This is a genomic window from Streptomyces kryoterrae (genome assembly GCF_054072135.1).
In genome coordinates, this window is sequence record NZ_CM133358.1 from 5,762,590 (window position 1) to 5,776,050 (window position 13,461).

8 protein-coding genes are annotated in these 13,461 nt (G+C 70.4%); all 8 read left to right on the plus strand.

Going from position 1 to position 13,461, the window contains the following annotated elements; translation table 11 throughout:
- The first annotated feature begins 39 nt into the window (after positions 1–39).
- The 8 genes from bldG (at position 40) to tmk (ending at position 13,421) form a co-directional block, all read left to right on the plus strand.
- Positions 40–381: an anti-sigma factor antagonist BldG gene (gene bldG / locus ACW4TU_RS25390; protein WP_005475923.1), complete on the plus strand. Its 342-nt coding sequence runs from the start codon at positions 40–42 to the stop codon at positions 379–381.
- Positions 382–508: 127 nt separating this feature from the next.
- A complete protein-coding gene (locus ACW4TU_RS25395; RefSeq protein WP_457417079.1) occupies positions 509–943 on the plus strand; it encodes an ATP-binding protein in 435 nt (144 codons plus the stop codon).
- 341 nt (positions 944–1,284) lie between these two features.
- Positions 1,285–3,690, plus strand: a complete 2,406-nt coding sequence (locus ACW4TU_RS25400) for a sodium-translocating pyrophosphatase (protein ID WP_457417080.1) — start codon at positions 1,285–1,287, stop codon at positions 3,688–3,690.
- Between the two features lie 251 nt (positions 3,691–3,941).
- The gene (locus ACW4TU_RS25405) at positions 3,942–4,538 is read left to right on the plus strand and encodes a small secreted protein (protein ID WP_457417081.1); all 597 of its coding nucleotides are present in this window, start codon (positions 3,942–3,944) and stop codon (positions 4,536–4,538) included.
- A gap of 108 nt (positions 4,539–4,646) precedes the next feature.
- Positions 4,647–6,179, plus strand: coding sequence for a DUF7059 domain-containing protein (locus tag ACW4TU_RS25410; RefSeq protein WP_457417082.1), 1,533 nt, complete (start codon positions 4,647–4,649; stop codon positions 6,177–6,179).
- Positions 6,180–6,649: 470 nt separating this feature from the next.
- Positions 6,650–6,847, plus strand: a complete 198-nt coding sequence (locus tag ACW4TU_RS25415; protein WP_457417083.1) for a hypothetical protein — start codon at positions 6,650–6,652, stop codon at positions 6,845–6,847.
- 267 nt (positions 6,848–7,114) lie between these two features.
- Positions 7,115–9,979, plus strand: coding sequence for a type I DNA topoisomerase (gene topA, locus ACW4TU_RS25420; RefSeq protein ID WP_457417084.1), 2,865 nt, complete (start codon positions 7,115–7,117; stop codon positions 9,977–9,979).
- A gap of 175 nt (positions 9,980–10,154) precedes the next feature.
- On the plus strand, positions 10,155–13,421 hold the full coding sequence (gene tmk / locus ACW4TU_RS25425; protein WP_457417085.1) for a dTMP kinase: 3,267 nt from the start codon (positions 10,155–10,157) through the stop codon (positions 13,419–13,421).
- Positions 13,422–13,461: the final 40 nt, after the last annotated feature.

Consider the following 13,461-nt stretch of genomic DNA (forward strand, 5'->3'; position numbering starts at 1 on the left):
CTCGGGATGACCGCTCGATAGCAAGGTGCTGGAGGATCCGTGGACCTGTCCCTGTCGACCCGTACCGTCGGCGATCGTACGGTCGTCGAGGTCGGTGGCGAAATTGACGTTTATACCGCGCCCAAGCTGCGTGAGCAGCTGGTCGAGCTGGTCAACGACGGGAGTTTTCACCTCGTCGTCGACATGGAGGGCGTCGACTTCCTCGACTCCACCGGGCTCGGCGTGCTGGTCGGTGGCCTGAAGCGTGTGCGTGCCCACGAGGGCTCGCTGCGCCTGGTCTGCAACCAGGAGCGCATTCTGAAGATCTTCCGCATCACCGGTCTGACCAAGGTGTTCCCGATCCACACCTCGGTCGACGAAGCGGTGGCGGCCACCGACTGACGGCCGTTTACCGGACGCGCGTGCGGTCACCCGTAGGTACGTCCGGTGACGGAAGAAGTTAACGAGGGGGGTCCGGGTCTCGGCGACCCGACCCCCTGACCGCACGCCCGTATTCCGAGGGGGATGCATGGCCACCGTTGAACTCCGCTTCAGCGCGCTGCCCGAGCACGTCAGGACCGCCCGACTGGTGGCGGCAGCGGTGGCGCGCAGGGCCGGAGTGGACGAGGCCGTACTCGACGAGGTGCGACTCGCCGTGGGCGAGGCCTGCTCCCGTGCCGTCGGACTGCACCAGAGCAGCGGCATCTCGGAGCCGGTGTGGGTGACGCTGATCGAGGAGGAGAAGCTGTTCTCCATCGAGGTCGGCGACGAAGCACCCCGCTCGGTTCCCGGTGACAACGCTTCGGGTGCCGACGGTGGCGTGGACGTGGATGCCGAGGAGGACGAGATGGGCCTCGCGGTCATCAGCGGCCTCGTCGACGACGTCGAGGTCACCTCGGGGGAGAACGGCGGATCGATCCGCATGAGCTGGCCAACCACGCCGCCGGCCACGCTCCTCCCCTGACACCCGACCCCGAATCACCCCCGTACAACCCTCAAGGGCCCTGCTGAGCAGGGCCCTTGGTGTTTTTGTGGCGGGCCGCAGGAATTAGTGAAGGTATTCACGATCCCTTCGTGAAGGTATTCACGAGCGGTTTCGCGATAATTCGATCAAGTGTCAATGCGTCTGCGGCATTACGCCAAACGGGTCAATGGATCACCCGGGGATCCTCCATGGATCTTCTCCCGATCATTTGCTGAATAGCATGGGGCGATCTATTCCGTTTCCGCGTACTGTTTTGATCAGTTTCCGGTACCTACAATCCGTCCACATCTTGAGCTCAGTCCAAGCGTCAAGGAGGACGAATGGCGGGGCTTTCTACCCCTCATCGGTTCGACCAACCCACAACCTTCGCAGCCGCAGTACTGACCGACGACAACCGACTGATCGTGATGGTCATCGGCGTCGTGGCCCTGGCGGCGCTCGTGGTCGCCGGGGTGCTGGTGCGCCAGGTGCTCGCGGCGGGCGAGGGCACCGACAGCATGAAGGAGATCGCGAAGGCGATCCAGGAAGGCGCGAACGCCTATCTGGCACGGCAGTTGCGGACGCTCGGCGTATTCGCCGTGATCGTTTTCTTCCTGCTGATGCTGCTGCCCGCGGACGACTGGAATCAGCGCGCCGGACGGTCGCTGTTCTTCTTGATCGGCGCCGCGTTCTCGGCGGCCACCGGTTATATCGGCATGTGGCTCGCCGTCCGCAGCAATGTGCGTGTCGCCGCCGCGGCACGGGAGGCGACACCGGCGGAAGGTGAGCCGGAAAAGGATCTCACCGACGTCTCGCACAAAGCGATGAAGATCGCTTTCCGTACGGGCGGCGTCGTCGGCATGTTCACCGTGGGCCTCGGCCTGCTGGGCGCCTCCTGCGTCGTACTGGTGTATGCGGCCGACGCGCCGAAGGTGCTCGAAGGCTTCGGCCTCGGGGCCGCCCTCATCGCCATGTTCATGCGTGTCGGCGGCGGCATCTTCACCAAGGCCGCGGACGTCGGCGCCGACCTGGTCGGCAAGGTCGAGCAGGGCATCCCCGAGGACGATCCGCGCAACGCCGCGACCATCGCCGACAACGTGGGCGACAACGTCGGCGACTGCGCCGGCATGGCGGCCGACCTCTTCGAGTCGTACGCCGTGACGCTCGTCGCCGCGCTGATCCTCGGCAAGGCCGCCTTCGGCGACGCCGGGCTCACCTTCCCGCTCCTGGTGCCCGCGATCGGCGTGCTCACGGCGATGATCGGCATCTTCGCGGTCGCGCCGAAGCGCTCCGACCGCAGCGGCATGAGCGCGATCAACCGCGGCTTCTTCATCTCCGCTGTGATCTCGCTCGCACTCGTCGCGCTCGCGGTCTTCGTCTATCTGCCGTCGTCGTACGCCGACCTGGACGGAGTCACCGACGCGGCGATCGCCGGCAAGGGCGGCGATCCGCGGATCCTCGCGCTCCTCGCGGTGGCCATCGGCATCGTGCTGGCGGCCCTGATCCAGCAACTCACCGGCTACTTCACCGAGACCACCCGCCGACCCGTACGGGACATCGGCAAGAGCTCCCTCACCGGCGCGGCCACCGTCGTCCTCGCCGGTATCTCCATCGGGCTCGAATCGGCCGTCTACACCGCCCTGTTGATCGGCCTCGGCGTGTACGGGGCGTTCCTGCTCGGCGGTACGTCCATCATGCTGGCGCTCTTCGCGGTGGCACTGGCCGGCACCGGCCTGCTCACCACGGTCGGTGTCATCGTCGCGATGGACACCTTCGGGCCCGTCTCCGACAACGCGCAGGGCATCGCCGAGATGTCCGGCGACGTCCAGGGCGCGGGCGCGCAGGTGCTCACCGACCTGGACGCCGTCGGCAACACCACCAAGGCCATCACCAAGGGCATCGCCATCGCCACCGCGGTCCTGGCCGCGTCGGCGCTCTTCGGGTCGTACCGCGACGCGATCACGACCGCCGCGCGCGACGTGGGCGAGAAGGTCGGCGAGGGCGGGCCGATGAACCTGGTGATGGACATCTCGCAGCCCAACAACCTGGTCGGTCTGATCGCCGGCGCGGCGGTCGTCTTCCTGTTCTCCGGGCTGGCGATCAGCGCGGTCTCGCGGTCGGCGGGTTCGGTCGTCTACGAGGTGCGGCGGCAGTTCCGCGAGCACCCCGGGATCATGAACTACACCGAGAAACCGGAGTACGGGCGCGTCGTCGACATCTGTACGAAGGACGCGCTCCGGGAACTCGCCACGCCCGGGCTGCTCGCTGTTCTGGCACCCATCGCCATCGGGTTCACGCTCGGCGTCGGCGCGCTCGGCTCGTTCCTCGCGGGCGCGATCGGCACCGGCACGCTGATGGCGGTGTTCCTCGCCAACTCCGGTGGCGCGTGGGACAACGCGAAGAAGCTGGTGGAGGACGGCCACCACGGCGGCAAGGGCAGCGAGGCCCACGCGGCGACCGTCATCGGGGACACCGTCGGTGACCCGTTCAAGGACACCGCGGGCCCGGCCATCAACCCGCTGCTGAAGGTGATGAACCTGGTCGCGCTGCTCATCGCGCCCGCGATCATCAAGTTCAGCTACGGCGACGACGAGAACCTCGCCCTGCGCATCGTCATCGCCATCGTGTCGATCGCGGTGATCGTGGGCGCGGTGTACGTGTCCAAGCGGCGCGGGGTCGCCGGGGAGGACGAGGCGGAGGAGGCGGAACGGGAGGCCAAGTCGGCTGATCCCGCGGTGGTTTCGTAACCCGAACAGGGTCCGCGGAGCACGTTTTCGTCTCCGACGGTGTCTTACGGCTGGTCAGGAACCGGCCAACGAGCGGGCGGGCGGCGCGTTGTGACGCGTCGTCCGCCCGCTTGACGTGGGTTGCACGCCTTTTCCGTGAGCCTTCTCTCTCTTGACTCTCTCTTGGTGCAAATGGCTGCAATAACACATCAACCGGATGTCCGTCACGTTGATGTCGCCCAGTTGGCGTGTATGTTCCGGGGCCGAGAGCCATGGAAGGGACCAATCCGGTGAACAAGAAGCTCGCGGTCGCACTGTCCGGCGGTGCGGTACTGGTACTGGCGCTGTCGGGATGCAGCAGCGACGACGGCAACGAGAAGCTGGATGCCTGGGCCAAGCAGGTGTGCGACGCGGTGAAACCGCAGGCGCAGAAGATCGAGGCCGCCAACTCCGCTATCCAGAAGGAGACCTCCGACAACAGCACACCGGAGGCCGTCCAGAAGACCGACGCCCAGGCCTTCCAGGACATGGCGGACGCCTACAAGGCGATCGGTACGGCCGTGAACACCGCGGGTGCGCCGAACGTCGACGACGGCGAGACGAAGAAGACGAACGCCGTCAAGGAGCTCAACGACATCGCGGCCTCCTACGCGAGCCTGAAGAAGCAGGTGGACGGACTCGACATCAAGAACCAGGCGAAGTTCGCCGACGGTCTCAAGGGTGTCGCCACGCAGCTGGACAAGCTCAGCCAGAGCGGGAACGACGCCCTGAAGGCCCTGGAGGAGGGCGACGTGGGCAAGTCGATGGCCAAGCAGGAGAGCTGCAAGTCGACGCCGGCGTCCCCCGCGGCCTCCACGACGGCCGGCTGATCTCTCCGGCAGGCCCTGCCGGACCGCACGGGAGTTTTCCACAGGTGTACGGGGTGTCCGCGCGCGTCTGTCCACAGGCGGGCGCGGCGGAGCGGCAGGGCGGACACAATGGGGGGCGTGAGTAACGCCAGCCTGCACGCCCTGCCCTCCGCCGACCGCCCCGATGCCGCCGCGCGCCTCCGGGCCGCCCTCTTGGCCGCCGACTTCACCGCCGACGGGCTGCTCGACCTGCTCGGCGCGCCCGCGTACGCCGCCCTGGCGCGCAGCGAGACCGTGCCCGCCCTCCGGGCGACCCGTGGCGACACGCCGCTTGAACTGCTCGTACGGCTGTTCCTGTTGCAGCAACCCGTGCCCCACGCGCGCGTGGCGGGCGTGCTGCCCGTCGACGACTGTGTGGCGAGCGGGTGGCTGCTGTCCGGGGACGGCGGTCAGGTGGCCGCCGCCGTCGACGTACGGCCGTACGGCGGGCCGGGCGGCGAGGACTGGTTCATCGTGTCCGACCTGGGGTGCGCGGTCGGCGGAGCCGGTGGCATCGGCAGTCATCACGAGGGTGTCGTGCTGGGGGTGGGCGGGGCTTCCACGACCCTCGCCGGCATCACCGTCCGTACGCCGGTCGGCTCCGCGCTCGACCTCGGCACCGGCTCCGGGATCCAGGCACTGCACGCCGCACAGCACGCCACGCGCGTGACGGCGACCGACCTCAACCCCCGTGCCCTGCACATCACCGCTCTGACGCTCGCACTGTCCGGCGCCCCGGCGGCAGATCTGCGCGAGGGCTCGCTCTTCGAGCCGGTCCGGGATGACGAGAAGTACGACCTGATCGTCTCCAACCCGCCGTTCGTGATCTCGCCGGGTGCGCGGCTCACGTACCGGGACGGCGGGATGGGCGGGGACGATCTGTGCCGCACGCTCGTTCAGGAGGCGGGGGAGCGGTTGCGTGAGGGCGGGTTCGCGCAGTTCCTCGCCAACTGGCAGCACGTGGAAGGGGAGGACTGGCAGGACAGGCTCAGGTCCTGGGTACCGCGCGGGTGCGATGCCTGGATCGTGCAGCGCGAGGTGCAGGACGTCACGCAGTACGCCGAGCTGTGGCTGCGCGACGCCGGCGACCACCGCTCCGACCCGGCGGAGTACCGGGCGCGGTACGACGCCTGGCTGGACGAGTTCGAGGCACGCAAGGTGAAGTCGGTCGGGTTCGGCTGGATCACGCTGCGGAAAACGGGGGCGACCGCGCCCTCGATCACCGTGGAGGAGTGGCCGCATCCCGTCGAACAGCCGCTCGGGGACACGGTTCGCGCGCACTTCGAGCGCCTGGACTACCTGCGCGAGCACGACGACGCCGCCCTGCTCGCCGGGCACTTCAGACTGGCGGGCGAGGTCGTGCAGGAGCAGGTCGGGCTGCCCGGTGCCGAGGACCCGGAACACGTGGTGCTGCGCCAGCACCGCGGGATGCGCCGCGCCACCAAGGTGGACACGGTCGGCGCGGGCTTCGCAGGCGTGTGCGACGGCACACTGAGCGCCGGGCGGATTCTGGACGCCATCGCCCAACTGGTCGGCGAGGACCCGGTGTCGCTGCGGGACCGCACGCCCGCGCAGATCCGGTTGCTGGTGGAGCAGGGCTTCCTGGAGCCGTCGGGCCGGTGAGCGCGGGCCGGGGCGTGGTGCCGTGGGGCCCTGTACTGCCGGTTCCGCCTCGGTGAGGCTGTTGTCTACGCCGTGACGTCCACGGTGGAGGGGGCCTCCGCGGCCGATACGGGTACGGCAGGTCGCGTACTCCTCCGCCGTACGGCAGTGGGAGGTACAGGGGCGGCGCGCGGGGCGTGGGGAAGTGTGCGGGTGGCGAGGTTCGGGCGGCATATTCACGCCGAGTTGGGGCGGCCGGTCCGGGGCCGGCCGTGCGCCGTCGGATGTGAGATTCACGGGGGTGCCCGCGACGGAACGTGGTCGGCCGGCCCGTTCGTACGAGGGCTTCGAGGCCGGCCGGCGGGTGCTCACCAGGACGCGTGTCCGCTTTCCGCCCGACGTTCACCTCGGGTTCGCGTGGACGCTTCCCGGACGTGCCGGCCTCCCGTGTCCGGGGACTCCCGGGCGGCGGGAGAGGGGTGCACAGGGGTATGGAGAGCGGAACGGCGAGCTTCGTGGGAGTGGTGTTCGCCCTGTTCGGAAGCGGGCTGCGGGTGTGGACCGCGGCCCGGGTACGGCACCGGGCGCCCGTCGCCCACGGTGTGAACCCCGTCGCATCGGCGGCCCTCGCGAGCGCCGTCGCGCTGGTCGCCCTCGGGGTCGGCGCAGGGTGCCTGACCCGTGTGTGAGATGGGCGGGAGGCGTATGAGTGGCGCGTTCGGCGTGGTCGTGGAGGTAACTGGTAGGTCACCCTCCGAATAAGCTCGAAGGGGCAGGTCGACACTCCGGGCGGCAGGAATGGCGGTAGTCGGGTTACCGTTCGAGTGGCCGTTGCGGGCTTTTCCCGTTTGACACGGGGGCGGGATGTACCGTCACACTCCGCAGCGTCAGCATGACCCGACCCCGGGAACAAGGCCGGGGGAGACCCCGAGTGTCGACCGGAGAGAAGAGCGAAGTTGTCCCCGACCAGCGAGACCGCACAGGGCGGCCGCCGACTCGTTATCGTCGAGTCCCCTGCCAAGGCGAAGACGATCAAGGGCTATCTCGGCCCCGGATACGTCGTCGAGGCGAGCGTCGGGCACATCCGCGACCTCCCCAACGGCGCCGCCGAGGTACCCGAGCAGTACACCGGTGAGGTGCGCCGCCTCGGGGTGGACGTCGAAAACGACTTCCAGCCGATCTACGTGGTCAACGCGGACAAGAAGGCCCAGGTCAAGAAGCTCAAGGACCTGCTGAAGGACTCCGACGAACTCTTCCTCGCCACCGATGAGGACCGCGAGGGCGAGGCCATCGCGTGGCACCTCCAGGAAGTCCTGAAGCCCAAGGTCCCGGTCAAGCGGATGGTCTTCCACGAGATCACCAAGGCCGCGATCCAGGCCGCCGTCGCCAACCCGCGCGAGCTGAACCAGAAGCTGGTCGACGCCCAGGAGACCCGCCGCATCCTCGACCGTCTCTACGGCTACGAGGTCTCGCCGGTCCTCTGGAAGAAGGTCATGCCGAAGCTGTCGGCCGGCCGTGTCCAGTCGGTCGCGACCCGGCTCGTGGTGGAGCGGGAACGCGAGCGCATCGCTTTCCGTTCTGCTGAGTACTGGGACCTGACGGGGACCTTCGCGACCGGCCGCGCGGGGGACTCGTCGGACCCGTCGTCGCTGGTCGCCCGCCTCGCTGCCGTCGACGGCAGGCGCGTCGCGCAGGGCCGCGACTTCGACTCCCTGGGACAACTGAAGAGCGCGAACACCCTCCACCTGGACGAGGCGAACGCCCGCGCCCTGGCCGCCGCCCTGGCGGACACCAGCTTCGCCGTCCGCTCGGTCGAGTCGAAGCCGTACCGCCGCTCGCCGTACGCCCCGTTCCGTACGACGACGCTCCAGCAGGAGGCCAGCCGCAAGCTCGGCTTCGGTGCGAAGGCGACCATGCAGGTGGCGCAGAAGCTGTACGAGAACGGCTTCATCACCTATATGCGTACGGACTCCACGACCCTGTCGGAGACGGCGGTCAATGCCGCCCGTGCCCAGGTCACCCAGCTCTACGGCGCCGACTACCTGCCCTCGTCCCCGCGGACGTACGCCGGGAAGGTCAAGAACGCGCAGGAGGCGCACGAGGCGATCCGCCCGTCGGGTGATCGTTTCCGCACCCCCGCCGAGACGGGCCTGACCGGCGACCAGTTCCGGCTCTACGAGCTGATCTGGAAGCGCACGGTCGCCTCCCAGATGAAGGACGCGGTCGGCAACTCGGTCACCGTGAAGATCGCGGGTACGTCCGCCGACGGCCGTGACGCCGAGTTCAGCGCCTCCGGCAAGACGATCACCTTCCACGGCTTCCTGAAGGCGTACGTCGAGGGCGCCGACGACCCGAACGCCGAGCTGGACGACCGCGAGAGCCGGCTGCCCCAGGTGAACGAGGGCGACGCCCTGTCCGCCGAGGAGATCACGGTCGACGGGCACGCCACCAAGCCCCCGGCGCGCTACACCGAGGCGTCGCTGGTCAAGGAGCTCGAAGAGCGCGAGATCGGCCGCCCGTCGACGTACGCGTCGATCATCGGGACCATCCTCGACCGCGGCTACGTCTTCAAGAAGGGCACGGCCCTGGTGCCGTCCTTCCTGTCCTTCGCCGTCGTCAACCTCCTGGAGAAGCACTTCGGGCGGCTCGTCGACTACGACTTCACCGCCCGCATGGAGGACGACCTCGACCGCATCGCGCGCGGCGAGGCCCAGTCCGTGCCGTGGCTGAGGCGCTTCTACTTCGGCGTGGGTACCGACGGCGCTCCCGCCGTCGGCGGCGCGGCCGAGGCGGGCAACGGCGACGGGGACCACCTCGGCGGTCTCAAGGAGCTGGTGACCGACCTGGGCGCGATCGACGCGCGTGAGGTGTCGTCGTTCCCGGTGGGCAACGACATCGTGCTGCGCGTCGGACGCTACGGCCCGTACATCGAGCGCGGCGAGAAGGACTCCGAGAACCACCAGCGCGCGGATGTGCAGGAGGACCTCGCTCCCGACGAGCTGTCCGTCGAACTGGCGGAGGAACTGCTCGCCAAGCCGAGCGGCGACTTCGAGCTGGGCGCCGACCCCGAGTCCGGCCACCAGATCATCGCCAGGGACGGCCGCTACGGCCCGTACGTCACCGAGGTGCTCCCCGAGGGCACCCCGAAGACCGGCAAGAACGCCGTCAAGCCGCGCACGGCCTCGCTGTTCAAGTCGATGTCCCTGGACACGGTGACGCTGGCGGACGCGCTCAAGCTGATGTCCTTGCCCAGGGTCGTCGGCAAGGACGCGGAGGGCGTGGAGATCACCGCGCAGAACGGACGCTACGGGCCCTACCTCAAGAAGGGCACGGACTCGCGGTCCCTGCAGACCGAGGACCAGCTCTTCACGATCACCCTCGAAGAGTCGCTGGAGATCTACTCCCAGCCCAAGCTGCGTGGCCGGGCCGCCGCCAAGCCGCCGCTGAAGGAGCTGGGCACGGACCCGGTCAGCGGACAGCCGGTGGTCGTCAAGGACGGCCGCTTCGGGCCGTACGTCACCGACGGCGAGAGCAACGCGACCCTGCGCTCCGGCGACAGCGTCGAGGAGATCACCCCGGAGCGCGGCTACGAGCTGCTCGCCGAGAAGCGCGCCAAGTCGCCGGTCAAGAAGACGGCGAAGAAGGCTCCGGCGAAGAAGGCCCCCGCCAAGAAGGCGGCTGCGACGAAGACCGCCGCTGTCAAGAAGACGACGGCAGCCAAGAAGACGACGGCCGCTAAGACGACCACGGCGAAGACGACGGCCGCCAAGAAGGCTCCGGCCAAGAAGGCGACGGCCGCGAGGGCCATCGGCGAGGAGTGAGCCCTTCGGTCGAGACGACACCGGTGAGTGGTCGCGACCGACTGCGGTGACCGATCTTCACTTCGCCGTCACGCGGGCTTCGTGAAACGACCGCCCCGACACCATCAGGTGTCGGGGCGGTCGTACGTCCGGACGGCCACTTCGAGCTGTCGGTGGCTGCCGATAGGCTGAAAGCATGACGCCAGCAGAGCAGCCAACGGCCATCCCCCAGGCCCCCGACGACGCGTTGGTCGCGGACTCCCGCGAACGCGCCGTCCGCGCCCTGCTGCGCCGGCCCCAGCTGAAGCGGCTGTGGAGCGCGCAGCTGGTGGGCGGTGTCGGTGACGCCCTCGCGCTGCTGGTCCTGGTGGTGCTCGTCCTGCAGGCGGCCGTCGCCGAGGGCTCGTTCGGCGGCGGCTACCGGGGTGTGGCGCTCGCCGTGACGGCGGTCTTCGGGGCACGCGTTCTGGCCACGCTGCTCTTCGGTGCCGTCCTGCTCGGCCCGCTCACGTCGCTCACCTCGCGCGAGGGCCCGCTCGACCGCCGCTGGACCATGGTCGGCGCCGACGGGCTGCGCACCATACTCATGATCATCGCGCCCCTGTGGATCGACTGGACGCCGGAGAACGCCCTCGCCGTCCTTCTGGTCACCGCCTTCGTGACCGGAGTCGCCGAACGCTTCTGGACGGTGTGCCGGGAGAGCGCGGCGCCCGCGCTGCTGCCCACGCCTCCCCCGGAGGGGGCCACGGTCCGCCCGCTGCCGGACCACATGGACGCCCTGCGGCGCCTCTCCCTGCGTACGACCTTCGTCGCGCTGCCGCTCGCGGGCGCCGCGCTCGTCGTCGCCGCGCTGGTCAACAACCTGCTGGGTACCGGGATCGACTGGTTCGGCCGGCACCAGGCGGCCTTCGGGTCGTATGTCGCGGCCGGGCTGTTCGCCGCCTCGCTGTCCGTGCTCACCGCCCTGGAACTGCCCGACGCACGCACCCCGCGCGCGCGGTCACCGCTCGAAGGCCTGCGCCGCCCCAAGTACGGCACGGCCACCGACACGGGCCGTACGGGCGCGATCCCGCTGCTCGTCCTGGCCTGCGCGGCCGTCTCCGGCGCGGTCGCGGCGGCCGTCTCCGTGGCCGTCCTGCACGCCAAGGACCTGGGCGGCGGCCCGGTGACGTTCGGGCTGCTGGTCCTCGTGCTGACCGGTGGCACGGTCATCGGAATCCGTACGGCACCGAAGGTGCTGGTGGCGCTGTCACGGCGCCGGCTGCTCGCGCTGGCCGTCGCCTTCACCGGGGTCGCGCTGCTCGCCGCCGGGCTGGTCCCGGACGTGACGACGGTGCTGCTGATCATCGGGCTCGCGGGCATCGGCGCGGGCGTCGCCGCCAACACCGGGCACACGCTGCTCGACCAGGAGACCGAGGACCAGCGGCGGACCCGCCTGACCGAGCATCTCCACGCGGTCGTACGGGTGTCCGTGGCGCTGGCCGCGCTGATCGCCCCCCTGGTGGCGGCCCTCATCGGCCCGCACCGTCTGGAGAGCGGCAAGTTCGTGTTCGCGCACGGCGGCGCGGCGTTCACACTGATGCTGGTGGGCGCGCTGCTGCTGCCGGTGGCCGCGCTGGTCCTCGCCAAGGTCGACGACCGCTCCGGCGTACCCCTGCGGCACGACCTGCGGGACGCGCTGCGCGGCGGCGACGACCCTGTCCAGGCACTCGCTCCGACCGGCTTCTTCATCGCCCTGGAGGGCGGCGACGGGGCGGGCAAGTCCACGCAGGCGAAGGCGCTCGCCGAGTGGATAAGGGCCAAGGGCCACGAGGTCGTGCTCACGCGCGAGCCGGGGGCCACCTCGGTGGGCAAGCGGCTGCGGTCGATCCTGCTGGACGTGTCGAGCGCCGGCCTGTCGCACCGCGCGGAGGCGCTGCTGTACGCGGCGGACCGCGCGGAGCATGTCGACACGGTCGTACGGCCTGCGTTGGAGCGTGGCGCGATCGTCATCTCCGACCGGTACATCGACTCGTCGGTGGCCTATCAGGGCGCCGGCCGGGACCTCTCTCCGACGGAGATCGCGCGCATCTCGCGCTGGGCGACCGACGGCCTGGTGCCGCACCTGACCGTCCTGCTGGACGTCTCGCCGGAGGCCGCGCGCGAGCGGTTCACGGAGGCGCCGGACCGGCTGGAGTCGGAGCCGGCCGAGTTCCACGAGCGCGTGCAGTCCGGTTTCCTCACGCTGGCCGCCGCCGACGCGGGCCGCTATCTGGTCGTGGACGCGGCCCAGGAGCCCGAGGCCGTCACGACGGTCGTCCGCCACCGGCTCGACCTGATGCTGCCCCTCTCCGAGGCCGAGGTGAAGGCCCAGGAGGAGGCCCGCAAGGCGGCCGAGGAGGAGGCCAGGCGCAAGGCGGAGGCAGAGGCCGCGCGCAAGGCCGAGGAGGAGCGCCTTGAGCGCGAGCGCCAGGAGACGCTGGCCCGGCTGCGCGCCGAGGAGGAGGAGCGTAAGCGCCGCGAGCTGGAGGAGGCGCAGCGCCGCGAGGCCGAACGCCAGGCGGAGGAGGCCCGGCAGCGGGCCGAGGACGCGCGCCGTCGCGCCGAGGAGGAGCGGGTACGGCTGCTCGCGGAGGAGAAGGCCCGCGCCGAGGCCGAGGCCCGCCGCAAGGCCGACGAGGACCGCCGGCGCAGGCACGCCGAGGAGGAGGCGCGGCTGCACGCGGAGGCGGAGGAACGACGGCTGGAGAAGCAGCGCAAGGCCGAGGAGGCGCTTGTCCGCGCGGAGGCGGAGCGGCGGCGGCTCGCGGAGGCGGCGGCTGCGGCCGCCGCGACGGCTGCCGCGGCTTCGGCTGCTGCTTCGGCGGCGGTGGCTTCCGCGGCGGCTGCTTCCGCGGTTGATGCGGGGGAAGCGGCTTCGGGTTCGGGTGTCGGCGCGGCTCGGGCCGGGGCTGCGGGGTCCGGTGTGGCGGGGGGCGGTCGGTCCGGCGGTTCCGATTCCGAGGTGACGGCCAAGCTGCAGAAGCCGCCGGTTCCTCCGGCGGCGGCGGACGAGACGGCTGTGCTGCGTCCTGTGCCTCCGGGTGCGGCGGACGAGACCGCGGTGTTGCCGTCGGTTCCTCCGGGGGCCGCCGACGAGACGGCTGTGCTGCCGCCCGTGGTGCCGGGTGCGGCGGACGAGACCGCGGTGCTGCCTGCCGTACGGGAGGACAGCGCGGGTCGGCGGGACGGCGCGCCCGTGGATCGTGTGCCGCCGGGGTTCTTCCGGGACGAGCGTGCGGACGGGCAGTCCGGGGCCGGCGAGGACCGTACGCGGGAACTGCCCCAGTTCGACGCCGACGGCACTCCGCGTCGGCGCCCGCGTTCCGACTGGGCGGAGGAGACTCCGCTGGACGACCTGCCGACGCTGGCCGACGAACTGTTCGGGGCACACGCGGACGACGACCGGGACGAGGGGCCGGGACGGGGCGGGCGGCGCCGCTGAGGCGGGGCTGTCGCCGGTGAGCCAGTCGCCGGTGGGAGCC

Bases quoted from the DNA above. Each gene is read 5' to 3' on its own strand.
- ACW4TU_RS25395 (WP_457417079.1), top strand. From the start codon at position 509: ATGGCCACCGTTGAACTCCGCTTCAGCGCGCTGCCCGAGCACGTCAGG.
- ACW4TU_RS25400 (WP_457417080.1), top strand. From the start codon at position 1,285: ATGGCGGGGCTTTCTACCCCTCATCGGTTCGACCAACCCACAACCTTC.
- ACW4TU_RS25405 (WP_457417081.1), top strand. From the start codon at position 3,942: ATGGAAGGGACCAATCCGGTGAACAAGAAGCTCGCGGTCGCACTGTCC.
- ACW4TU_RS25410 (WP_457417082.1), top strand. From the start codon at position 4,647: ATGGGGGGCGTGAGTAACGCCAGCCTGCACGCCCTGCCCTCCGCCGAC.
- ACW4TU_RS25415 (WP_457417083.1), top strand. From the start codon at position 6,650: ATGGAGAGCGGAACGGCGAGCTTCGTGGGAGTGGTGTTCGCCCTGTTC.
- tmk (WP_457417085.1), top strand. From the start codon at position 10,155: ATGACGCCAGCAGAGCAGCCAACGGCCATCCCCCAGGCCCCCGACGAC.